The organism is uncultured Dysosmobacter sp. (genome assembly GCF_947631165.1).
Taxonomy (GTDB): domain Bacteria; phylum Bacillota; class Clostridia; order Oscillospirales; family Oscillospiraceae; genus Oscillibacter.
Window position 1 is genome coordinate 77,598 of the sequence record NZ_CANRKH010000004.1, and the last position, 20,918, is coordinate 98,515.

The 20,918-nt window shown below is 61.0% G+C and carries 22 protein-coding genes, 1 tRNA gene and 1 riboswitch; of the genes, 4 read left to right on the top strand and 19 right to left on the bottom strand.

Going from position 1 to position 20,918, the window contains the following annotated elements:
- Together Q0Z69_RS03420 and Q0Z69_RS03425 are read right to left on the bottom strand one after the other, a co-directional pair.
- Positions 1–315 (bottom strand): hypothetical protein, encoded by a 315-nt coding sequence (locus Q0Z69_RS03420; RefSeq protein WP_298029815.1) that lies wholly within the window; start codon positions 313–315, stop codon positions 1–3.
- A 438-nt stretch (positions 316–753) separates the two neighbouring features.
- Positions 754–1,356 (bottom strand): hypothetical protein, encoded by a 603-nt coding sequence (locus tag Q0Z69_RS03425; RefSeq protein ID WP_298029816.1) that lies wholly within the window; start codon positions 1,354–1,356, stop codon positions 754–756.
- Positions 1,357–1,506: 150 nt separating this feature from the next.
- On the opposite strand from Q0Z69_RS03425, the gene Q0Z69_RS03430 reads away from it, so the two are divergent.
- Positions 1,507–1,583 (top strand) — tRNA-Arg (locus Q0Z69_RS03430).
- Between the two features lie 111 nt (positions 1,584–1,694).
- Here the strand turns inward: Q0Z69_RS03430 and Q0Z69_RS03435 are convergent.
- A complete protein-coding gene (locus tag Q0Z69_RS03435; RefSeq protein ID WP_367272215.1) occupies positions 1,695–2,594 on the bottom strand; it encodes a tyrosine-type recombinase/integrase in 900 nt (299 codons plus the stop codon).
- On the opposite strand from Q0Z69_RS03435, the gene Q0Z69_RS03440 reads away from it, so the two are divergent.
- The gene (locus Q0Z69_RS03440; RefSeq protein ID WP_367272216.1) at positions 2,584–3,609 is read left to right on the top strand and encodes a PLP-dependent aminotransferase family protein; all 1,026 of its coding nucleotides are present in this window, start codon (positions 2,584–2,586) and stop codon (positions 3,607–3,609) included. The two genes, Q0Z69_RS03435 and Q0Z69_RS03440, sit on opposite strands and share 11 nt — an antisense overlap.
- Positions 3,610–3,800: 191 nt before the next feature.
- Here Q0Z69_RS03440 and Q0Z69_RS03445 read toward each other — a convergent pair whose 3' ends face one another.
- From Q0Z69_RS03445 to Q0Z69_RS03470, 7 genes are all read right to left on the bottom strand, one after another.
- Positions 3,801–4,151: an S-layer homology domain-containing protein gene (locus Q0Z69_RS03445; protein WP_298029819.1), complete on the bottom strand. Its 351-nt coding sequence runs from the start codon at positions 4,149–4,151 to the stop codon at positions 3,801–3,803.
- A 185-nt stretch (positions 4,152–4,336) separates the two neighbouring features.
- Positions 4,337–4,480, bottom strand: a complete 144-nt coding sequence (locus tag Q0Z69_RS03450; RefSeq protein ID WP_298029820.1) for a hypothetical protein — start codon at positions 4,478–4,480, stop codon at positions 4,337–4,339.
- Positions 4,481–4,518: 38 nt separating this feature from the next.
- A riboswitch (cyclic di-GMP riboswitch) is annotated at positions 4,519–4,619 on the bottom strand.
- Between the two features lie 47 nt (positions 4,620–4,666).
- Positions 4,667–4,981: a helix-turn-helix domain-containing protein gene (locus Q0Z69_RS16835; RefSeq protein WP_367272227.1), complete on the bottom strand. Its 315-nt coding sequence runs from the start codon at positions 4,979–4,981 to the stop codon at positions 4,667–4,669.
- A 156-nt stretch (positions 4,982–5,137) separates the two neighbouring features.
- Positions 5,138–6,133 carry a D-alanyl-D-alanine carboxypeptidase family protein gene (locus tag Q0Z69_RS03455; protein ID WP_298029821.1) on the bottom strand — a complete coding sequence of 332 codons (996 nt, stop codon included), beginning with the start codon at positions 6,131–6,133 and terminating at the stop codon, positions 5,138–5,140.
- A gap of 220 nt (positions 6,134–6,353) precedes the next feature.
- Positions 6,354–6,980: a hypothetical protein gene (locus Q0Z69_RS03460; protein WP_298029822.1), complete on the bottom strand. Its 627-nt coding sequence runs from the start codon at positions 6,978–6,980 to the stop codon at positions 6,354–6,356.
- The gene (locus Q0Z69_RS03465; protein ID WP_298029823.1) at positions 6,977–8,386 is read right to left on the bottom strand and encodes a cell wall metabolism sensor histidine kinase WalK; all 1,410 of its coding nucleotides are present in this window, start codon (positions 8,384–8,386) and stop codon (positions 6,977–6,979) included. Before Q0Z69_RS03465 ends, Q0Z69_RS03460 begins: the two co-directional genes overlap by 4 nt.
- Positions 8,383–9,045 (bottom strand): response regulator transcription factor, encoded by a 663-nt coding sequence (locus Q0Z69_RS03470; protein ID WP_298029824.1) that lies wholly within the window; start codon positions 9,043–9,045, stop codon positions 8,383–8,385. The genes Q0Z69_RS03465 and Q0Z69_RS03470 overlap by 4 nt, the downstream gene beginning before the upstream one ends.
- Positions 9,046–9,279: 234 nt before the next feature.
- Here Q0Z69_RS03470 and Q0Z69_RS03475 point away from each other — a divergent pair, with 234 nt between their 5' ends.
- Positions 9,280–9,498 carry a heavy-metal-associated domain-containing protein gene (locus Q0Z69_RS03475; protein WP_298029825.1) on the top strand — a complete coding sequence of 73 codons (219 nt, stop codon included), beginning with the start codon at positions 9,280–9,282 and terminating at the stop codon, positions 9,496–9,498.
- Between the two features lie 42 nt (positions 9,499–9,540).
- On the opposite strand, the gene Q0Z69_RS03480 is transcribed toward Q0Z69_RS03475, so the two are convergent.
- From Q0Z69_RS03480 to Q0Z69_RS03490, 3 genes are read right to left on the bottom strand one after another with little or no spacing between them, the layout of a single operon-like run.
- Positions 9,541–10,179, bottom strand: coding sequence for a YigZ family protein (locus tag Q0Z69_RS03480; RefSeq protein ID WP_298029826.1), 639 nt, complete (start codon positions 10,177–10,179; stop codon positions 9,541–9,543).
- Positions 10,154–10,711: a GNAT family N-acetyltransferase gene (locus Q0Z69_RS03485; RefSeq protein ID WP_298029827.1), complete on the bottom strand. Its 558-nt coding sequence runs from the start codon at positions 10,709–10,711 to the stop codon at positions 10,154–10,156. The genes Q0Z69_RS03480 and Q0Z69_RS03485 overlap by 26 nt, the downstream gene beginning before the upstream one ends.
- Positions 10,708–10,947: a helix-turn-helix domain-containing protein gene (locus Q0Z69_RS03490; protein ID WP_367272218.1), complete on the bottom strand. Its 240-nt coding sequence runs from the start codon at positions 10,945–10,947 to the stop codon at positions 10,708–10,710. Before Q0Z69_RS03490 ends, Q0Z69_RS03485 begins: the two co-directional genes overlap by 4 nt.
- A 67-nt stretch (positions 10,948–11,014) precedes the next feature.
- On the opposite strand from Q0Z69_RS03490, the gene Q0Z69_RS03495 reads away from it, so the two are divergent.
- Positions 11,015–11,233 carry a hypothetical protein gene (locus Q0Z69_RS03495; protein ID WP_298029829.1) on the top strand — a complete coding sequence of 73 codons (219 nt, stop codon included), beginning with the start codon at positions 11,015–11,017 and terminating at the stop codon, positions 11,231–11,233.
- Here the strand turns inward: Q0Z69_RS03495 and hflX are convergent.
- From hflX to Q0Z69_RS03525, 6 genes are all read right to left on the bottom strand, one after another.
- Positions 11,220–12,491, bottom strand: a complete 1,272-nt coding sequence (hflX, locus tag Q0Z69_RS03500; protein WP_298029830.1) for a GTPase HflX — start codon at positions 12,489–12,491, stop codon at positions 11,220–11,222. The genes Q0Z69_RS03495 and hflX overlap by 14 nt on opposite strands.
- 16 nt (positions 12,492–12,507) lie before the next feature.
- A complete protein-coding gene (locus Q0Z69_RS03505) occupies positions 12,508–13,017 on the bottom strand; it encodes a flavin reductase family protein (protein WP_298029831.1) in 510 nt (169 codons plus the stop codon).
- 127 nt (positions 13,018–13,144) lie between these two features.
- Complete coding sequence (gene rpmE / locus Q0Z69_RS03510) at positions 13,145–13,348, bottom strand: 50S ribosomal protein L31 (protein ID WP_298029832.1); 204 nt, start codon at positions 13,346–13,348, stop codon at positions 13,145–13,147.
- A gap of 144 nt (positions 13,349–13,492) precedes the next feature.
- Complete coding sequence (locus Q0Z69_RS03515; protein ID WP_298029833.1) at positions 13,493–13,897, bottom strand: SRPBCC family protein; 405 nt, start codon at positions 13,895–13,897, stop codon at positions 13,493–13,495.
- A gap of 13 nt (positions 13,898–13,910) precedes the next feature.
- Positions 13,911–17,471: a helicase-exonuclease AddAB subunit AddA gene (addA, locus tag Q0Z69_RS03520; RefSeq protein WP_298029834.1), complete on the bottom strand. Its 3,561-nt coding sequence runs from the start codon at positions 17,469–17,471 to the stop codon at positions 13,911–13,913.
- Between the two features lies 1 nt (position 17,472).
- A complete protein-coding gene (locus Q0Z69_RS03525; protein WP_298029835.1) occupies positions 17,473–20,784 on the bottom strand; it encodes a PD-(D/E)XK nuclease family protein in 3,312 nt (1,103 codons plus the stop codon).
- Between the last annotated feature and the right edge of the window lie 134 nt (positions 20,785–20,918).

Here is a 20,918-nt window from a genome sequence, read left to right on the forward strand (position 1 = left end):
TCAGTGCTTCACAATCCTTCCGACAATAAACTCTGCGGCCTCATCCAGGTGCTTGTCGGCCGCCTGCCGCAGCGCGGCGCTTTCCGCCTCCGCAGCGCGGCTGATCTCAGCCGCCTTGCCGGCGGCCCGTTCCTCCGCCTCCCGCAGCAGCTGCCGGCCGGCTTCCGCCGCGTCGGCGCGGGTCTGCTGCAAAAGCGCAAGTCCTTCCCGCTCCGCATCAGCGACGAGCTGCCGCGCCTCCACTTCCGCGGCCGCCTTGCGTTCCCGGCTCTGATCTTCGATCTGCGTGACCTTTTCGATTGCTTCCAAGGACATCCGTTCTCACCTTCTCTCCTGCTGCGCAGCTCAATTTGAAACATGCTCTTCTCAAGACCCGCTGTCCCTTCCGGACCGCCGCCAGCTCCATATCTGGTCCTGGTTCCAGCGTTTTTTCACCGGCGGGGACTGCATTTCTCCACCTCAGTATAGGGCATCCCCTGCGTCAATGCAAGGAAATTTTCCACTGACATGGCGCTTTCTTCCTTTTGCACAAAGCTGCGACTGCTTTTTCTGTAAATTCAACGCAAACGTGTGCGTAAATTTTCGTAATCGAATACGTGCTTCAGAAAGTCGTTTTCACTTCATTTTTTGCACACATTTGCTGTTTTATACCCTCCGCCGCAGGCTCCGACCGAAACTGTGGGGCTTCCTTCCCGCCTAAAAAGAAAAGCCAGGTATCTCCGCCCGGCTCTTCCAGTTCAGATCCGCCGAAAGTCACTCCGGCTTTTTCAGCGATGCCGCCAGCTCTTCCAGCTCGACCCCGGCCTGATCCAGGGCGTGGGGCAGTTGGGTGAGATTGACCTCTACCTTCCGCAGCTCCGCGTTGACATGGGTCGCCGTTGCATCGAAGTTTTCTGTCAAGGTCTCGTACCGCCGCCGGAACAACGCCACCATACCCTCCAGGCGGGATGCCGTGGACGCCTCCAGGTCCGCCGCCCGCTTCCGGGCTTCGCACTCAATGGCACCGATCTTCTCCCGAAACTGCGCGTAGGCCTCCGCGTCGGGGCGCAGCTTTTCCACCTCCGCCGTCAGGTGCTCCACCTCTTCCTTGGCCGAAGCCAGCGCCTGCCGAGCGGCGGTCTCCTCCCGCAATTGGGCCGCCAGCCGGTCCCGTTCAGCGGTCAATGCCGCCAATTGACTCTCCATTTCCGCCGCTCGGCCGGTCAGCGCTTCTTTCTCCGACAGCAGAGCCTCGTTTTCCCGGCGCAGCTTTTCCTGCTCCGCCGCCGTCTCCTGGGCGGTCTGCTGGATATAGGCGATCACGTCCTGCTTGTCAAAGCCGCCGAACGCAACGCTCTTAAAGGTATGATTCTCCATAGCCTTCACCGCTTTCCTCTGTCTTTGTATGCCACTTTAGCACAAAAACCACCATTTTACAAGTCCTCGAAAAAAAACCAAAAAAACAGAAAAAAACTCTTGCATTTCAGAAACGGACGTGCTAATATGATAAAGCTGTCTGATAGACATGCGCCCTTAGCTCAGCTGGATAGAGCGTCTGGCTACGGACCAGAAGGCCGGGGGTTCGAATCCCTCAGGGCGTACCAAAGCCGCGGAAATTCGTTGAATTTCCGCGGCTTTGCCTTTGCTTTCAGCACTTTTCCGAGATGTTCGCTTTTTCCGACCCAAGCCGTGACCCATACGGGACTTCGGAGCGGTCAGGGCTGGAGAGCGCCAGAGAGGAAATTCCCCACCGCGTTCGCCGCTTGTTTCTGCATCGAGGTCGTGACGTGGGCGTAGGTATCGAGGGTGAAGCCGGCGCTGTAGTGTCCCAGCATGGCGGAGAGGGTCTTGATGTCTACGCCGTTCTGGAGGGCCAGGACCGAGAATGTGTGACGAAGATCGTGGAAGCGTATCCGTTCTAGCCCAGCCCGTTTCAGCACCCGCTGGAGCATGTGCAGGACGCTGTCCGGTGACATCGGGCCTCCGTGCGGGGACGGGAACACATACTCGTCGGTCTGGTCCATGCCTTTGAGGACCTCGACGGCGTCCGCTCCTATCGCGATATTGCGGTAGGAGTTTTTCGTTTTCAGCGGGGCCTCGATGACTTCTCCGTTCTGTCTGAGGATCTGCCGTCGGACGTGGATAATTCCTTTTTTGAGGTCAATATCGTTCCATTTCAGCCCCAGCAGTTCGCCCCGTCTGAGGCCCGTTGCCAGGTCGACGTAGTAGAGTTCGAACACGCCGCTGCGCTGTGCTTCTTCGAAGAAGGTGCCGAGGCTCTCTGGAGGCAGGATCTTCATCTCCTTCTTCTCCAGCTTCGGGAGTACACAGCCCCTTGTGGGATTGCTGAGGATCAGCCGCTGTTCCACGGCGCAGTTCAACGCAGAGGAGATCATCTGGTTGATGTTCCGGACCGTCTTGACGCTGAGTCCCTTCGGCTTGTTCCTGGCCTCCGTGGAACGTTTGTTATCGAAGGGAATCCAGGCCACGCCGCCCTCGTTTATCCGGGGCATTCTGAAGGCCGCATCTGATCCGGAGATCATCTCCTTTGCGGGAGGGCTGCCCAATCCGATCTCCTTTCCCCAGGAGGAATTGCTGGAATCTATGGAGCGCATTGTAAAGGTCTACGGCAGCAGCGTGTTCCAGTACTCAATTACGGCAGGTCTCCCTGAGCTGCGGCAGTATATCGCGAACCGCTACAACCGGCGGTTTGGCCTGCATCTCACGACTGACAATATCCTCATCACCACCGGCTCTCAGCAGGCCCTGGACCTGATCGCGAAGGTGCTTCTGGACGCCAGGGACGGTGTGATCGTGGAAAAGCCCACCTATTTGGCGGCGATCCAGGCGTTTTCCCTGCAGCAGCCGGTCTTTTATCCGGTAGAGTTGTCCGAGGATGGGTTGAACACGGAGCAACTGGAAAAGGCGCTAGATCATAACGTCAAGTTCATGTACACCATTCCTGACTTCCAGAATCCCACCGGGCTGACCTACTCCGCCCAAAACCGGAAGCGTATCTATGAAATTTTAAAGGACCGGGAAATCGTTTTGATCGAGGATGATCCCTACGGCGAGCTACGGTTCGATGGAGAGCATCTGCCATACATCGGCGCGGGCCGTCTGCCATACAGCATCCTCTTGGGGACTTTCTCCAAAACTGTCACGCCCGGTATGCGGACAGGCTTCATCATCTCAGAGAATACAGAGCTGCTGAAGCATATCTCCATCGCAAAAGAAGCCAGCGATCTGCACACTAATATTTTCTCCCAATATTTGATCTGGGATTACTTGACTCATCATGATTTAGATGCGCATATCGCCAAGATCAAGGCGCTGTATCAAAAGCAGGCCCAAGCTATGATGGACGCAATGGATGCGTATTTCCCAGAGGGCGTCCAGTACACCCGGCCTCATGGCGGGATGTTTTTGTGGGTTACGCTCCCGGAAGGGATCAGCGCCATGTCCCTGTTCCCGAAGGCGCTGGAAAAGAAGGTCGCTTTTGTGCCCGGCGATCCGTTTTATATAGATATGCAAAATGTCAATACTATGCGGCTGAACTACACCAACGCCGACTGTGAGACGATCCGGGAAGGTATCCGCAGGCTGGGAGAGATTTTGAAAGAAATCTGAGAAAAACGCTCGTGGGCGACTTGACCCAGAACCCGGGCCAAAACAGGAAACTTTTCTGTCGGACCTGCAAAAAAATAAAGGGAGAGCTGTCACTCTCCCTTTATTTTTGCGTTTTGCGGATTGATGCTTGCGGTTTATGCCGCATCGTCCTTCTGCGCTTCCTCGCCAAAGAACTGGGCCAGTACTTCGTCTCAGTTCAGCACGGCCGCATCCGCCTCGCCGGTGAGCCTGCTCAGCGCGGGCATAGCCATACCGACCCAAGCCGCGAACCGGTTGAGAATGGCCTCCACAGTGGACACGGTCACCAGTTCGTCGGGTTTGTAGCTGCCGTCTCCGCAGCCGTTCACCAGTCCGTTGGACTGCGCCCAGCCGATGGCCGCGGCAAATTCATGATCGGCAGGCACATCCGCGAAAGTAGCAGCCGTGCCGGCGGGCTGCCCTTCGTACGTCCACAGATAGCCCACAAATTTAGCGCGGGTCACCGGGCCGCTGGTCAGAGGCACGGCGGGGTCCAGGATGGTGGCGCCCTTTTGCGGTTTCATATTCGCTCTTCCTTTGTGATTTTAACCTCCTGAAGAGTATCCAGGTCGCCTTTCGCACTGGCGGCGGCCTCCCAGGCTCCGACAGCAGCTTTTGCACTCTGATGGGCAGTGTTCGCTACATCCCACGCATCCGTTCGAGCTTTCTCCAGCTCTTCACGGGCCGCAGTAGTACCGTCCAGCTTCTCTTAGGCTTGCTTCAGCTTTTCTCTGGCTGCCTCCAGCAGTGTTTCCTTGTCACCGATACCGTTCAGTTCCGCCACGGCGGACAGCATGCTGAGACACATTGCCAGGGATAAAAGCACGGATAATAGTTTGTGTCTTGGTTTCATCTCACCAATTCCTTTCTTTGCTTTGCGGACGCAAAGGATCCGGTATCCGAACGAGCATAGAGAGCCTTGCGGGGTCGCCTTGGCCCCTTAACCCCTGGTTTTGCGTCCCAGCGTTTCCACCAGTTTGCCATGCAACCGAACGAGCATTACGCCGCAAAACGGCGCTTAGCCTCTGGCTTTGCGTCTCTACCATCGGCACTGCGCAGGGGTGCAGAGCCTGGGCCTCCAAAAGGATCGCATCCAGGCTGCCCGCATGTTTGCGGCAGTCCCGCCGGATACCAGGTCCGCCAGAGAGATCCCCAATTTATACGCCAATTCTTCCATGGAGTCCGCTCGCGGGTGAGAGGTCCCCTTTAAATACCCCTGCAGCGTGGACCGCGGGATACCAAGCTCTGTGGAAAACTCCATAAGCGTTTTCCCCTGTCTCTCCATTTCACTTCTCAATGTGGCTGCAATATTTTTCTCTATTTGCATATAAGCCACCTCCCTAAACAAAAGCATAAGGAAATGGATAGGATTGGTAAATAAAATTTTTCGGCAGAGGCGCTGACTTTTCGGCAGCACCCTGCCCCACAGGAAAAACGGGCCTGCTTTTTCAGCAGGTCCGTTGATAAAATATGGAATAACAGGCGACGCTCTCCGCACCGCGAATGGCGGTCAGGCGATATATTCCTCCAGACATATCCCCTGTTCCATGATCTCCCGGGCGGCGGCCTCGCCCACGTAGCGATAGTGCCACGGCTCGTAGTTCACGCCGGTGAGGGCGCTCTTCTCCGTGGGATAGCGGAGGATGAAGCCGTATTCCGCACAGTGGGCCATCAGCCACTTCTGCACGGCGGTCTCCTCCTGCGCTTCATCCAGCAGCTGATAGGACGTGTCCACGATATCCACTGCCAAGCCTACCTGATGCTCGCTGGTGCCGGGGCGGGCGACCCACTGGGCGGCCCGTTCCTCCGCTTCCATCTGTGTGCAGCCCTGATCCAAATAATACTGCGTTTTTCTGGCAAACAGTTCCTCCTGCTTGTCCCAGGTGCGGTAGGAGGAGCAGATCAGCGGCGCCAGGCCCTCCGCCCGGGCTGCGTCCATCATGGCCTGCAAAGACGGATAGGCCCGACTGTCGATGGCGTGGCCGTTCCGCAGCTGAGTCAACTCCGGGATCTGGAAATTCTCCGGAAGAGGATTCTCCCAGTTGACCACCAGCAGCGCCCAATCCTCTGCGCTCTGGACAGGCTCCGCCGGGATGGCGGTTTTATTTTCGCGCTGGACGTCATTCACTGGGGCTGTCCGCTCCTCTTTCCGTGCGCCATTCTCCGAAAATGGATTTCCTTCTCCGCTACCCCACACGCTTGCTGCCGCTCCGCTCACTGCTGCGGCGGTTTCGTCCGCACCCTGCGCACCGCCCGCTCTCAGAGGCTCCGGGACGATACCGGCAGCCGGGTCTCTGCCAGTTTCTTCCAGTACATGGACCGGCGTTCCATCCGGCGAGATATCCTCCCCCGGCGCCGCGGCGCTGGCCTTGCCCAGCAGAAATCCAAACAGCAGGGTCCCCAGCAGGACCAGCATTGTCAGCGGACGGCGCCTCCGTTTCCTGCTCTTTCTTGGGGCCACATAATACTCCCGCTCCGGCAGGGGAAATTCCACGATCTTCTCCATAAGACACGCTCCTTTGTATCGGTTCTGTGTCTCATGTTAAAGGGCCGTCCCATCAAATTCCCGGCGTTTTTGTATCAAAATGCCATCATTTTTTTGCAACAGCCGCCTGATTTTCTGCACCGTCCACAGAAACACGCACATCTGTTGCATCTGTTAAGACATTGACAGCCGTCCAGGGAGTAATGTGCAGGAAGGACCTATCCTTGATGACCGAATAGTATCAGTCCGCGCCCGGCAGCGTGAGCTGCGCGGCCTGCGGACTATAGTTCTCACAGACATTCTCCAGCCCCAGCCGGGCCAGGAAGATGCTGCCAATGGCGAGAGAATCGGCGTCAAACTTCCTCAAAAAGGGACTGTCCGCTTCCAGCCACAGAGCAGCGCCGGTCTCCTCATCCAGCGCCAGGGAGAGGTTCAGGGCATTCTTCTTGGAATAGCCCTCCACCACCAGGAAGCTGGCGCCCCGGATCTCCTCTGGGGAGCGCAGATAGCACCGCTGGAGCGGAAAAGCCGTCAGGTCCTCCGGCAGCACCTCCGGCGGCAGAATGCCGTCTTTGCACAGTCCTTCCAGTTCCTTCCACACCAAGTTCTCCGTTTCGCTGTCCCACTCCAGCTCCTGGACCAGGGCCGTCATATCCGCGCCCTCGTTATACTGGGCCACCAGCAGCATCCGCTCCTGGATGGTCAGGGCCTGGGTGGGCAGTTCGTTTTCTGTTTTCAGTTCCTCGGTGTGGGGGCTGTTCAGCACCGCCTCGTCCCGCCACTGGGACAGCCGCTGGGGAAACAGGAGCGCCACCAGCACCACCAGGCAGGTCAGAATGGGCAGCAGAATCCGATCCAGCCGCTTCATGCCCCCTCACCTCCCCTTAAATGGACCTGAACCTCAGTCCCCGCGCCCTCGGCACTCTGAAAATCCATGGCGCCGCCATGGAGGGCCACGATCCGCTGGCATACCGCCAACCCCAGCCCCGCGCCGCCCTGGGCCCGGGAGCGGGACTTGTCCACCATGTAAAATGCCTCTGTAATACGGTCCAACTCCGCTGCCGGGATGCCCTTGCCGGTATCCGTCACCCGGATGCAGTAGCCTCCCGGCTCCGGAAAGCCCTCCAACAGGATCCGGCCGCCGCGATCCATGGCCTTCCGAGCGTTGTCCAGCAGGTTCAGGCAGACCGTCTCCATCAGGTCCGGCTCCAGGGGGATCGCCGCCGCCTGGGCCGATATCTCCAGTTGGATGCCCGCCTGCTCCAGCGCAGGCCGCAGGGCGCCGCCGGTCCGGCGGAGGAAGACGTCCATGGGCACAGGCCGCAGTGGAAAGTCCTGCCTGTCCAGCACGATGAGATCCATGAGCTTCCGGCTGAGGGCCTCCAGCCGCCTGCCCTCCCGGAAGATATATCCGGCGCTGTCCTGCACCTGCTTCGCCGTGGCGGGCCGGGATCGAAGCAGATCGGCGTAGCCGATGATGGAGGTCAGGGGCGTTTTGATCTCGTGGGCAAAGCTGCCGATGAAGTCCTCCTGCCGCCTGGCGGCGTCCTTCAACTCCTGGACCTGACGCTCCAGCTGAGCGGCCATGGCGTTGAAATCCGCCGCCAATCGCCCCACCTCGTCGCCGCTGTCCACCCGTACCCGCACGTCCAGCTCGCCCGCCGCCATCCGCCGGGCGGCGGCGGAGAGACGGCTCAGGGGCCGCACCATCAGGCCGGAGATCAGCAAAGACAGAACCCCCACCGCCCCGGTGAGAGCCAGCATCATGTAGAAAAAGCTCTGGTACTGCTCCCGCCGGCTGACAAACAGAGAGGAGACCTCCCGGCAGTTTTCCAGATACAGCGTGCCGCCGCCCAGGACCAAGGGACTTGCGGCGTGGAGATAGATGCGGCCATTGGACACTGGCGCCAGCTCCCAGCCCCGCCGGTCCGGGCCGAGGCCCGCCGTCAGCCCGACGGCCTCCACTGGCAGGCTGCCGTTGACGGACACAGCCGCCCCGGCCTCGTCGCTGATGCGGAAGGCCACCTTTCCCCGGCCGGTGCTGATGGTGATGTTTTGGACCGCCTGACTGAGGCCTGCCCGATCCATGGCGGGATGGGTCTGGATCTCCCGGGCCAGGGTATAGCGCAGCAGGTCGTTCTCCTCATACACCGCCGTCACCTCCCGGTCCAAGGAGGTGCGGAACTGGGCGTCGATCAGGATGTAGCCCCCCAGGGAGCAGGCCAGGGCGGTGGTGATGACCATGCTGCAAAACAGCTTCCAGAACAGCTTCAACGCGCCACCTCCAGCCGGTATCCCACCTTATAGACCGCCACCAAACGGTGCTCCAGGCCCAGTTTTTTCCGCATCCTCTGGATGTGGAGGTCCACCGTGCGGCTGTCCCCCAGGTACTCCTCGCCCCACACCCGCTCATAGATGCGGTCCCGGTAGAGGGCAATGTTCTTGTTCTGGACGAACAGCAGCAGAAGGTCATACTCCTTGGCCGTCAGGGCCACCGGAACGCCGTTCTTTTTCACGATATGGCTGGCGGTGTCGATCTCGATGTCCGGCGGCAGGGACAGCACCCGCCCCGTCTTGCCGCAGCGGCGCAGCACCGTCTCGACTCGGGCCAGCAGCTCCATCAGCTCAAAGGGCTTGGTAATGTAGTCTTCTGCCCCCAGCCGCAGGCCTTTCACCCGCTCCTCCAGCCGCCCCTTGGCGGTAAGAAAGATCACCGGCACCTCCAGGGATTTGCAGTACTCCAGCAGCTCATACCCGTCGGCCTTGGGGAGCATGATGTCCAGCAGCGCCAGATCAAAGGGCTCCCGCTCCAGCAGGTCGGCAGCGGCAGCGCCGTCCGCCGCCCAAACACAGCGGTAGTCCGCCCCCTCCAGGGCCGTGCGAAGCAGGTTGGCAATGGCCGCCTCGTCCTCCGCGATCAGGATCTTGTTCATGGGCTTCACCTCTTGTGGGATAGTTGATAAGCCGGCACAGTTGAAAAGGAGCACTTGATCCCTTTCAACTGCGTTGACCATACATCAAAGTTCCATCATTTTTGTATCACGCCCCGCCGCCAGCAGCCAGGGGCTTCCGGCGCGGCCCCTGGATTTTTCAGCACCGTCCGTCATTTTTCATGCGCATGAACATAGCTCCACCGGGGCAGACTAGGCCGGAAGGAGTGGTCACACATGGCTCATATCAGCGCGTATTTCTCCCTGGAAAACGCCGGGGACCAGCATGACGTCCACCGGCTGAAACGGGAGCTGGACACTCTGCCCGGCGTCACCTCTGTCAGCGTCAACGGCCAGGGCTGTCTCGCGGTGGACTATGACTCCACCGGCATCCGTCAGGCGGATATCCAGCGGAAGGTCCAGGAGCTGGGCTATCATCTGCGGGACGTGGAATAACGAATAAAAAAACAGCGCCGGTCACCGGACCGGCGCTGCTCATCATTTCGCCCTTTCCCGGGGACCGGGCAGGAACTCCTCCCCCGCCGCCGTCATGGCAAGACTGCCGGCGGACAGCTCCGTCAGCCGGAGTGCGAAACGCTCCGCGCCGCCCGCCGGAAAGGCCGCCCGCAGCGTGATCCCTGCTCCGTAATCCGCGTTCCGCACCACGCCGCCACAGGCGGCGACCTCCAGCTTGACCCGCTCAAACAGCGGATAGGTGCAGGGAACGTCCCACAGGGTCCACAGGCTCATGCGGGCCACGCCCACCGCGTCCAGCACGTCCTTGGCCCCTTTGGCATAGGCTCGGGTCAGACCGCCGGCTCCCAGCAGCACGCCGCCGAAATACCGGGTCACCACGCAGCAGACGTTGGTCACTTCCTCCCGCTGGAATACGTTCAGCATGGGCTGTCCGGCAGTGCCCTGAGGCTCGCCGTCGTCGGAGTAGCGGACCACGTTCCCCTCTTTTAATAAGTAGCACCAGCAGTTGTGGCGGGCGTCGTAGTACTTCTTCTTCATTTCCTCGATGCGGCCCCGGGCCTCGGCCTCGCTCCCGACCCGCCAGAGATGGCTGATGAAGCGGGAGCGCTTTTCCATAAACTCGCTCTCGCCGTTCTCAAAGGGCACCAGATACGCGCTCACGCCAATCCTCCTTTGTCAGTACATAAAAGTAGGTCTGCCGCACCTCGCCCAACAGGGCCACATCCGTGGGCCGGGCGAACTGATAGCGGAAGCCGCATTTCCCGATGACTCTGGAGGACCGGCGGTTAGCAGCGTAGTGGCCGCACCAGATGCGCCGCAGGCCAAGCTCTGTAAAGCCATAGGCCAGTACAGCATTCACCGCCTCCGGCACCAGTCCCCTGCCCCAGTGAGCCACGCCCAGGGCATAGCCGATCTCGTCGTCGGGGCAGTCCGGCTGCTCTCCCGCCGGGTGGTTCCCCACAAAGCCCACGGAGCCGATGACCCTGCCGCTCTCCTTCAGCTCCATGGCAAACGTGCCGGGGGCGGAGAACACGGTCCGGATGATCTCCCGGCTCTCCGCCTCGCTTTTATGGGGCGGCCACCCCGCGATAGGGCCGACCCGGGAGTCCCGCGCGTATGCGTAAACATCCGCCGCGTCGCTGTCCCGGAAGGGCCGCAGACGCAGCCGCGGGGTCTCCAGCACTGTGGTCATCGCAGGACCTCCCTCCGGTCCGTGCGGCCCGCCAGATAGTCCATGGAGACGCCGAAATGGTCGGCAAGGGCACACAGGTTATCGAAGCTGGGCAAATTAGCGCCTGCTTCAAATTTTTGATAATGACGCTCATTGATGCCAATCGCTTCAGCGACTGCCTTCTGCGTTTCATGTCTCTCTTTTCGCAATTCGCGTAATCGTTCTTGAAAAGGCATAAATCCCCCTTGACACGCCATATTTTATGTGATAGGATACTATTGCTAAGCACGCCAAAATTTATGTTTTTGTGAGGTGATAATAAAAATGACTGATTTTATGAAATGGCTTTATACCGCCTACATCAAGCCCCAACTGGATGAAGCGCCTCAGGACGGCTACGAAATGTGGCTCTCCCTCATGGATAGCCTGTTGACAGCCGAGCTGCGGGAGGCCTACAACAAAAATCTGGAATTCACCGCCATCCACGCATTTCTCCTGGGCCTGCGGACCGGCGAGGGCCTGTCCCCCCTCACTCCGCGATAAACGCCCCCACCTGGCCCAGGGTCCGGGGGCCGCAGACGGCGGTGACCTGGATGGTCTCGCCGTACTCCACGTTCTCCACCTTGGCCTCCCGGTACAGCGTGTCCAGCAGGCCGCCCTTGTCATAGGGCAGACGCAGGGTGACCCGGCGGGTCCCCTTGTCCAGCCGCTTGTCGATCATCTCCAGCAGCTTGTCCAGGCCCGCGCCGGTGCGGGCGGAAATGGCGCAGATGTCCTCGCCATGGGGCATGATCTCCCCTGCCGGCAGGCTGTCGCACTTGTTGAACACATCGATCCGGGGCAGCTCCCCCGCTCCCAGCTCCTGGATCAGATCCTCCACCACCTGGGCCTGGAGCTGCCACTCCGGGTTGGACACGTCGATGACATGCAGCAGCAGGTCGGCGTATTCCAGCTCCTCCAGGGTCGCCTTGAAGGCCTCCACCAGCTGATGGGGCAGCTTGCGGATAAAGCCTACGGTGTCGCTGACCACCACGTCCAGCGTGTCGCTGACCGTCAGCAGGCGGCTGGTGGTATCCAGTGTGTCGAACAGGCGGTTATTGGCGGGGATGCCTGCGCCGGTGAGCTTGTTCAGCAGCGTGGACTTGCCCGCGTTGGTATAGCCCACGATAGCCACCACCGGGATCTCGTTCTTCCGCCGCTGCTGGCGCTGGGTGCTCCGCACCCGGCGCACATCCTCCAGATCGTCCCGCAGCTTGTCGATCTTCTTGTGGATCAGGCGGCGGTCCGTTTCCAACTGGGTCTCGCCGGGGCCTTTGGAGCCGATGGGGCCGCTGCCGCTGGTGCCTGCCTGACGCTCCAGATGGGTCCACATGCCCGTCAGCCGGGGCAGCAGATATTTGTACTGGGCCAGCTCCACCTGGAGCCGGCCTTCCTTGGTCTTGGCCCGCTGGGCAAAGATGTCCAGGATCAAGCCGCAGCGGTCCAGCACCTGGACGCCCAGCAGCTCCGTCAGAACCCGCTGCTGGGAGGGGGACAGGTCATTGTCGAAAATGGCCATGGTGGCCCCTGTGTTCTCGCAGTAGAGCTGCACCTCCGCCACCTTGCCCTCGCCGATGAAGGTCCGGGGGTCCGGAGAGGCACGGTTTTGCAGCACAATACCCACGGTCTCGCCGCCGGCGGTCTCCACCAGGGCGGACAGCTCCTCCATGGTCTCCTCGTCGGCGTTTTCCTCTTTTTTCAATACCGGGGAGTTCAGCCCCACCAGTACCACCTTGTCACGGATCTCGTCAGTTTCTCGCATGTGTTCGACAGTCTCCTTACCTTGTATAGGCCTCCACGACCTCCCCGGTGTAGATCCGGTGCCAGCCGCCCTTTTCGCCGTAATACGGCGCGATGTGGACCTGATCCACCACACAGGCGGGGTCCATGTCCTGCACATAGGCTTTTTTGCACACCAGGACCCACTCCGCCTCGTCAAAGAAAGGAGCGTCTCCGGCGCCGTAGCAGAGGGTCAGGCCGCACTCCTTGATCTTGTCCACGTCCCGGCCGCTCTTGGTGCCGCAGACCTGCATGGTCTTTCTCTCGCCGGCGGGCAGGATGGCCACCGTGAAATAGTCGTGAGATTCCATGAACTGATACGTATAGCGTTCCGGCCGTACATAAACGGTGCAGACGGGCAGATTCCAGATCCGGCCCAGCTGGCACCAGCCGATGGTCATAGTGTTGCAAGCGGTCTTGTCGCCGGCGGTCAGCAGGGCGTTCTGGGTCCCAAACACCTGAAAGATCTCCGGCGTCAGCGTTTTCACATCCACGGGATGCAGTTTCATGACACAGCACTCCTCTCAAAATAACACGATAGAGTAGGTATATAAATTTAGTATATGCGCTCTTGCGGCAAAAGTAAACAGAAAAAGGGCCTGCCGCTGGCAGACCCTTTTTGTGACTGTGTCAGACTTATTTGTCCAGGCCGAACTTCTTGTTGAACTTGGCAACGCGTCCGCCGGTATCCACCAGCTTCTGCTTACCCGTGAAGAAGGGGTGACACTTAGAGCAGACTTCCACCTTGATATTCTCTTTGGTAGAACCTGTCTCAATCACATTACCGCAGGCGCAAGTAATCGTAGTCTGCTGATAATTGGGATGGATTCCTTCCTTCATTGCTCTCGTTCACCTCTTTCTGATCCTGACTACCCTTTTAGAAGCTTTCACCTCACAAAGGCGTTAATTAGTATAACACGCCTTTTTTTGAAATGCAAGCATTTTTCGCACTTATTTTTGGTTTTCTTCTGCCAGCTTCTTCCCTCACTCCCCCAGCGCCCTTTTCAAGTCTGCGAAATAGCGGGCCTGCTGCTTCTTGAGATAGCTCTTGATCAAGAACTTCACCCACCACTTCTTCGGCGTCAGGGACTCGGTAAAGGTGACCTTTGTCCCTTCCGGAACGGCTTGGAACGCACCAGTCCACTGGCCCGCCATATTGGCGTTTTCCAAGTCGAAGGCCCATTCAACAGGCTCCCGGCGGCAAGCAACTGTGAAATGGGTCGCAAAGCCGCTCTTATCATATTCGATGAAGGTATCCGGGCCGGTCCGCTCCAAGCCCTTCAGGTCACTGCGCCACTGCCAGCGGTCCAGGTCCGTCACAACGGCCCACACTGTCTCCGGAGGCTGAGGAACCACCGCCTCCATGGCGCTGACGATCTTCTCTGCCATCTTCCCTCTCCTTTCAAACGTCCACTGTTTCTCCGGCGTTCAGGAAATACAGGACCCGCCGGACTACCGGTTTTTCCAGCACCTTCTCCAGCGCTTTGCTGTAAGCAGCCAATTGGGGGCGGTACCGCTCCGTCCGGTCCGCCACCTCTTCCGCCGTTCGTACATGGTCGGTCTTGAAATCCACCACGATCAGACCCGCTTCCGTCTCGAAGCAGCAGTCCACTACGCCCTGAAGAAGGATCTGGTCCTCCCCCGACGATGCCGGATCATATTCCCTGACATCCATCAGCAGAGTGAACCGGTACTCCCGCAGAATATTGCCGCTCCGCCGGATCTCCTCCGCCAAGGGCGAGGCCAAAAACCGTTTCAACGCCGGGATGTCCACCGCGGCGGCCTGTTCCGCCGTCAGCAAGCCCCGCGCCTCCAGCGCTTCCACCTGCCCCTCCACATCCCGGTCCGCCAGGTCCAGATACTGTAAAACCAGGTGAGTGGCGGTGCCACGCTCCGCCGGGGTCAGGCCATAGTGCTCCTGGCGAAATTTGGGCTGGGACAGCGGCCGGATATAGGGCGTGTGAGCCGCATTCTCCGCGATCTCCTCGTCCAGCGCACGGCCCTTCAGCTGGGTCGCCGTCACTTTGGCGGGCAGGCCCGTCTCCCGGTCATACGGATAGACAAAGCGCAGCAGCGCTGGGTCAAAAGCGATCCCGCCGGAAATCTCTGCCTCTTCGGTGAAGGACTGTCTGGGCCGGTCCCGATAGTCCTCACTGTCATGTATTTCTACTTGCCACCTGCTATCGTCCCCCCCATACAGGGCATTCACCGTTCCGTCGGCCCAGCTCCGCAGGGGGGCTGCCTCCGGGCGGCACAGCAACGGCAGCAGCAGCCAGTCGGTATAGGTCCTGCCTGCCGCCACCGTCTCCGGCGGCACCGGGCAGGCGGCCATGGACGCCAGCTTCCGCACCCGCTTCTCCGCCCCGTAGACAGAAGCCGTCAAAATCAGCTTCTCCTTGGGCCGGGTCATGGCCACGTACAAAATGCGCTGCTCCTCCGCCAGATTTTCCCGCAGCATCTTTTCGCTGACGGCCAGCCGGGCCAGGGTCGGATACCGGATCTTCCGTTTCAGGTCCACGCATTGCGGACCCAGGCCCAACGCGGGGTGGACCAGCACCGGCGAGTTGAAGTCCATCCGAGAAAAGGTGTGCTCCAGGTCCGCCAGAATAACGATGGGGAATTCCAGTCCCTTGGACTTGTGGATGGTCATGAGGCGTACGCCGTTCACTGCCGCCGCGGCCTTGGTGACTGGAGCCTGACCGGATTCCAGCAGCCGCCGCAGCTGGGTCACAAAGGCAAAGAGGCCCCGGTAGCCGCCGCTCTCGAAGCGCTGGGCGTGGCGGCTGAAAGCGATCAGGTTCTCCCGGCGCTCTCCGCCCCGGTCCATGGCCCCGAAAATACCCAGGATATTCAGCGTATTGTAAATATGCCAGATCAGCCGGTGGACGCTCATGTCCCGGGCCGCCTGCCGAAGCTGCCCCAGAGTATCCAAAAAGGCGGCGCAGTCCTGGCCGCCGTCCGCCGCCACGGCGTCATAGTAATCGCCGGCGGGGTCTGCCGTCCGGATCTCCGCCAAACGGTCCGGCGCAAAGCCAAAGATCGGGGAGCGCAGCACAGAGATCAGCGGCACATCCTGCCGGGGATTGTCCACCAGCTCCAGCAGGGACAGCATCACCGAGATCTCCATGGTATCGAAAAAGCCGCCGCTCTCCTCAAAGGAGCAGGGAACATCCCATTCCGCCAGCGCCTCGGCGAACACGGCGCCCCGGCTGCCGGGGGAGCGCATCAGGATCACGATGTCCTCCGGGCGGCAGGGACGGAGAGTCCCGTCCCCATCGGTGACGGGATAGCCCTCGTCCAGCAGCCGCCGGATGCGCTGGGCCACAAAACGGGCCTCCGCCACGATCCGCTTCACCGGCCGGTCGTTCTCCGCCGACTTCCGCTGGGCAGAGATCAGGTGGAACTCCGTGCCGCAGTCGAGCCGCTGGGGATAGTATTCCGCGCCGAAGTGGAGCGCCTCGTCCTCGCCGTATTCCATCTCCCCCATCTCCGGGGAGAGGATATTTCCAAACACGAAGTTGGCCGCGTCCAGGATCTCCCGCCTGGAACGGAAGTTTTTGGACAGCAGGATCTTTCGCTCCTCACCGTCGGCGGCGTCCTCATAGGACTTGAAGCGTTCGTATTTTCCCAGGAAAATGGTGGGGTCCGCCAGCCGGAAGCGGTAGATGCTCTGCTTCACGTCGCCCACAGTGAAGATGTTCTGCCCATGGCGGGACACCGCCTGGAAAATGGCGTTCTGGACCTCGTTGGTGTCCTGGTACTCGTCCACCAATACCTCCGCATACCGTGATGCCACCTGTTCGCCCAACTCTGTGGGGCCGCCGCCCTCCCTGACCAGAAGCAGCAGCGCCAAATGCTCCTGATCGGAGAAATCGGCAGCGTTCAGCCGCAGCTTTTCCGCCCTGTAGGCGCGGCTGAAGTCCGCCGTCAGTTCCAGCAGGGCCAGCATGGCAGGAGCCATGGTCCGCAGGTCCTCCATCGCCTCCTCCCCGCTGATATCCAGCAGGCCGTTCAGCTTTTTCATGTCATCCTTGCAGCTCTCCCACACCTGCTTCAGCGCCGCCAGATCCGGATCGTCCTTCCGGCCCTTGGGCGTGACCAGCCTGGGAAACGCTATCATATCCACAGCAAGGCGGGCCGCATCCCAGTCACCGGCATCCTCCAGACGCTGAAAGCCCTGGGCGGCCGTTAGAAATTTTGCGCCGTAGCCAGCCGACAGCGCCGCGTCCCCCTCAGTCCGCTCCGCCGCCTGCCGCAGCAACGCCGCCCAATGCCTGGCCTTTCGCCGCACCATAACCAGCAGCTCCCCAGCGTAGGGCGTCTCGTCAAAAGCGCCGTCCAGGCCGGCCCAGTTTCTCTGATTCTCCGCCAGCCAGCGGTCCGGATAGGCGTGGCTCTGCAGCTTTTCATACAGCTCCAGCACCAGAGAGGCAAGCGCCTGGTCGTCCCGTCCGGCTCCCAGTGTATCCGCCAGCTGGGCACGGCCCTGATCCATCTGCTCGTAAAAGCTCTCCAGGACCCGTCGCAGGACCCGCTCCCGCACCAGCTTGGCGTCGCTCTCGTCCAGGACCCGGAAATCCGGCGTCAGGGCGTGGCGGTCGCCCTCCCGGGCCAGCAGATGGGTGTTCTCCCGCAGCAGCGCCGTGCAGAATGCGTCCACCGTTTTGATGTCCGCCTGATAGACCCGCAGCATCTGCCGCTTCAAGTGCTGGTCGCCGGGCGTCTCCGCCAGCCGCTTGGAAAGCTCCGAGGCGATCTTGCTCCGAAGCTCAGCGGCGGCGGCCTTGGTATAGGTGATGATCAGAAAATCGTCCACATTGCACCGCTCCTCCGTCACATAGCGGAAGAGCCGCTCCACCAGCACCTTGGTCTTGCCGGAGCCGGCGGCGGCGGACACCAGCAGGCTGCCGCCCCGGTTCTCCACCACAGCCTGCTGCTGGGGCGTCAAACGCAGATTTGCCATGTCAGCCGCCTCCCTCCTCGATCAGTTTCCAGAATTCCTCTGCCTTCACCGGCAGGATGTAGTGCAGATGGTCGCCGTCCCGGCCGTCCTGGAAGTGGCAGGCCCCGGCCCAGGCGCAGTATTGGCAGACGCTGTCGTCCTCGGTGTGGCAGCAGGGATCGGCGTCGATGTTGCCCTGACGGACTTCCCCCGCGATCTGGTGGAGCAGGGTGTCCACATACCGCCCCAGCTGCCCCAGCTGAGCCGCCGAGGCGATGCTGCCGGAGATATCGCCGCTCCTGTTGACTCGCAGAGGCAGATAACGCGGCTCCCGCAGCGCCTCATGCTCCATGGCCTGCAGCACCTCCGGCTCCGCCAGCAGCAGACCGGAGCGCCGCAGCTCCGCCTCTCGGGCCCGCCGCAGCTTGTCCGGCGGGATGTTCCGTTCCGCCGTTAGGATCCCGTCTCTGGCGGGAAGATACAACACGCCTGCCGGTTCGATCTCCCTGCCGAAGTAGCTGCCGCCCTCCTTCTGCAGCGTAAAGAGGTACAGCAGCATCTGGATATCCAGTCCCATCCGCACAGCGGCCAGATCGAACTGTTTTTTGCCGGACTTATAATCCACGACTCGCAGATACAGCTTGTCGCCCTTGATCCAGCCGTCTACCCGGTCCACCTTGCCGCCGATCCGCAGCTCCGCGTCCGGCTCCGAGACCACCACCGCCGGGAGCTTGCCGTTGTCCCCAAAGGACAACTCGAATTCCAGCGGTATGAAGTCCGAGTGCCGCAGCTCCTCCGCCACCTGATCCACCACGGCGTAGGCCGTGGTCCGCAGCCGCTGAAAGAGATAGCGGAAACGGGCATTTTTCTCCTGAAGCTCCCCCAGCTCCTGGGCGGCGTACACCTGGATATACTGCCGCGTCAGGGCATGGAGGGTCTCGTCGTCCACACTGGCAAAGCCCCCCTGAGCCAGCACATCCCGGGTGACGTTCTCCAGCAGGAAGTGGAGGAAGGTCCCGATCTGAGGTGCGTCGAAGGAAGCGGTCTCCCTGGGCTTGGCCCGGAGACCGTATTCCATGAAATAGGCAAAATGGCAGGACCGCAGCCGCTCCAGCCGGGAGGCGGACATGCTGATCCGGTCCCCGTACAGCGCCTGCACAGCACGGGGAGACAGAGCGCCCCGCTTCAGCGCCGCCGCCCGCTCCATGGCGGCCAGCCGGTCCCGGAAAGCGGGATCGGCCGTGAAAAACCGCCGCAGCTCCACCTGGGGCGCCTGCCCCGCCATCTCCAGGGCTGGAGCCGCCGCTGTTAAGCGATATGTCTTGTCAATACTTTCCTTTTCGACCCGCAGAGCAGGGAACAGCCGCAGCAGCCGGTCCACCACAAAGGCGGGCCGCAGCTCCGCTCCGGACACGTCCGCCACCGGGTTGCTGACCGTCAATCCTTCCGTAGGCTGAGCCAGGGCGGCGTAGAGGTTTTGCAGCTCGATGCTCATCCGGTCCATGCCGGTGGGAGACAGCAGGATGCCCCGCTGAGCCAGCTGCTCACGGTCATCCTCGTTCAAAATACCGCCGCTCTGACCGGGGTCCGGCAGCACATGGTCATTGGCCCCCAGCAGAAACAAATACTTCACCGTGTGGCGGTCATTGCGGGTTATCTCGCTGACGGACACCTGATCCAGCGAAACGGGGATGGTGCCCACGCTGTACTCCCCCAGCACCTGGCGGAACAAGCGGGTGAATTCGTCCAGCCCCATTGGCTCATCCCCCAGCAGCTCCACAAACTGGTCCAGCACACCGCAGAGGATGTCCCATAGCTGGGCGGTCTCCTCCGCGTCCTGCATGCGGCCCGCGCCGGCCTGGGCGTACATCTGGCTCTCCAGGGCGCTCTGGAGGGACAGCTCCTCCATAAAACTGTAAAGCGCATTGACTTTCTCCCCAGCTGTTTCTCCGGCTTTCAAGCCCTCTGCCAGCCGGAGCAGCGGCTCCCGAACACGCCGGCGCAATTCATTGACCTGAGCCAGACGGGCCTGGCGGGCTTCGTTCCATGGCGCACCGTAGCCGTCCGGATTCTCCGTCCAGTCCGTCTCCCGCAGCCACATCTGTCCGTGGACCTCCCAGCGGATCACGTAGTTCTCCAGCAGATCACACTCCGCTGCCGTCAGCCCCGCCAGACCTGTTTTCAGCCAGCGGAACATATCGTCGTATTCATAGCCGTTTCCAATGGCTGCCAGTGCGCCGGCCAGCAGGCTCAGCACCGGCTTTTCCAGAATGTCGCTGCGGCGGCTGAGATAGGCCGGCACGCTGTACCTCTCGAACACCGTCTCAATGACGCTCTCATAGTCCCCCATGTTCCGAGCGGCCACGGTGATGTCCCGGTAGCGGCACTTTCCCGCCGCCACCAGACGGCGGATATCCGCCGCCGTCTGCTCCACCTCGGAGAACACGTTGTCCGCCTCCCGCAGCCGGACGGCGCCGCTGTCTCCTTCATAGGACACGGTCTCCCCAAAAAAATACCGCTCCACATGACCAAGGGCTGTGCTGTCCTCCGCCGTCAGGACGCAGATCTCCGCCGGACAGCCGTTGTCCCGGCCCAGGCGGCGCAGCTGCTCCATGGTCTTCAGGCTGGCCTCAAATATCTCTTCCCGGCTGTCCGGCTCTCCCAGCAGCGTCACGGTAACAGAACGGGCCTGCCGCAGAAAGACCCCCAGCGCCTGCCGCTCCTGGGCGTTGAAATAAGTAAAGCCGTCGATGAAAATATCTTTTCCGCAGACGTAGGCGGAATCCTCCAGGCTGTCGCACAGCTTGGTCATCCGGTCCCGGGCATCCAGTCCTGGACGGCGGAGCCGTGCCTCGTAGGCGGCGTACAGCAGGCTCAGGTCCCGTAACTTATCGCGGGTCGCTCCTGCGATATCCTGGGCTTGGACATACAGCGTCTCCGGCGTCACCTCATAGCACCGCAGCTCGTCGAAAAGGTCCAGCAGCTGCCGCAGAAATGAGGATTTCTGGGAGGGACGGCGGTATACCGTCAACTCCGGCGCCACCTCCAACAGGGCCTTTTGCAGCGTCAGCAGTTTGCCGCCGGCGTCCAAGGTCGTCTGGGCGGCGCCGCCAGTGATGCTCAGCACCCGGTCCCCCAGCCGACGGAAGCTCAGCACCTCCGCGTGGCGGCTGGCGGCGGGACCGCAGGCCCGGCACAGATCCACCTCCGCCTGGTGGGAGGCGTGCTCCGGCACCAGCAGGATCTGACGGCTCCCGTCCCCCAGCTCCGCGATGCGGCGCAGGACCGTATTTGATTTTCCCGTCTTGGCCCGGCCCATCAGGATCGTCAGCATAGAAGTATCTCCTTCCGTGGTTCTCTCCGCCATTATACCACAATTCTCCCGTTAGGACAGTCTTTTTTCAAGTTGTCAAAAAGGGGCGTATATGGTATGATAGCCGCAAAGCTGTTTCCCGCAGCCCTTTCCGC

Excerpts from the sequence above, each read along its gene's own strand:
- Q0Z69_RS03420 (WP_298029815.1), bottom strand. The coding sequence starts at position 315 with ATGTCCTTGGAAGCAATCGAAAAGGTCACGCAGATCGAAGATCAGAGC.
- Q0Z69_RS03425 (WP_298029816.1), bottom strand. The coding sequence starts at position 1,356 with ATGGAGAATCATACCTTTAAGAGCGTTGCGTTCGGCGGCTTTGACAAG.
- Q0Z69_RS03440 (WP_367272216.1), top strand. The coding sequence starts at position 2,584 with ATGGAGCGCATTGTAAAGGTCTACGGCAGCAGCGTGTTCCAGTACTCA.
- Q0Z69_RS03435 (WP_367272215.1), bottom strand. The coding sequence starts at position 2,594 with ATGCGCTCCATAGATTCCAGCAATTCCTCCTGGGGAAAGGAGATCGGA.
- Q0Z69_RS03445 (WP_298029819.1), bottom strand. The coding sequence starts at position 4,151 with ATGAAACCGCAAAAGGGCGCCACCATCCTGGACCCCGCCGTGCCTCTG.
- Q0Z69_RS03450 (WP_298029820.1), bottom strand. The coding sequence starts at position 4,480 with ATGAAACCAAGACACAAACTATTATCCGTGCTTTTATCCCTGGCAATG.
- Q0Z69_RS16835 (WP_367272227.1), bottom strand. The coding sequence starts at position 4,981 with ATGCTTTTGTTTAGGGAGGTGGCTTATATGCAAATAGAGAAAAATATT.
- Q0Z69_RS03455 (WP_298029821.1), bottom strand. The coding sequence starts at position 6,133 with ATGGAGAAGATCGTGGAATTTCCCCTGCCGGAGCGGGAGTATTATGTG.
- Q0Z69_RS03460 (WP_298029822.1), bottom strand. The coding sequence starts at position 6,980 with ATGAAGCGGCTGGATCGGATTCTGCTGCCCATTCTGACCTGCCTGGTG.
- Q0Z69_RS03470 (WP_298029824.1), bottom strand. The coding sequence starts at position 9,045 with ATGAACAAGATCCTGATCGCGGAGGACGAGGCGGCCATTGCCAACCTG.
- Q0Z69_RS03475 (WP_298029825.1), top strand. The coding sequence starts at position 9,280 with ATGGCTCATATCAGCGCGTATTTCTCCCTGGAAAACGCCGGGGACCAG.
- Q0Z69_RS03485 (WP_298029827.1), bottom strand. The coding sequence starts at position 10,711 with ATGACCACAGTGCTGGAGACCCCGCGGCTGCGTCTGCGGCCCTTCCGG.
- Q0Z69_RS03490 (WP_367272218.1), bottom strand. The coding sequence starts at position 10,947 with ATGGCGTGTCAAGGGGGATTTATGCCTTTTCAAGAACGATTACGCGAA.
- Q0Z69_RS03495 (WP_298029829.1), top strand. The coding sequence starts at position 11,015 with ATGACTGATTTTATGAAATGGCTTTATACCGCCTACATCAAGCCCCAA.
- hflX (WP_298029830.1), bottom strand. The coding sequence starts at position 12,491 with ATGCGAGAAACTGACGAGATCCGTGACAAGGTGGTACTGGTGGGGCTG.
- Q0Z69_RS03505 (WP_298029831.1), bottom strand. The coding sequence starts at position 13,017 with ATGAAACTGCATCCCGTGGATGTGAAAACGCTGACGCCGGAGATCTTT.
- rpmE (WP_298029832.1), bottom strand. The coding sequence starts at position 13,348 with ATGAAGGAAGGAATCCATCCCAATTATCAGCAGACTACGATTACTTGC.
- Q0Z69_RS03515 (WP_298029833.1), bottom strand. The coding sequence starts at position 13,897 with ATGGCAGAGAAGATCGTCAGCGCCATGGAGGCGGTGGTTCCTCAGCCT.
- addA (WP_298029834.1), bottom strand. The coding sequence starts at position 17,471 with ATGGCAAATCTGCGTTTGACGCCCCAGCAGCAGGCTGTGGTGGAGAAC.
- Q0Z69_RS03525 (WP_298029835.1), bottom strand. The coding sequence starts at position 20,784 with ATGCTGACGATCCTGATGGGCCGGGCCAAGACGGGAAAATCAAATACG.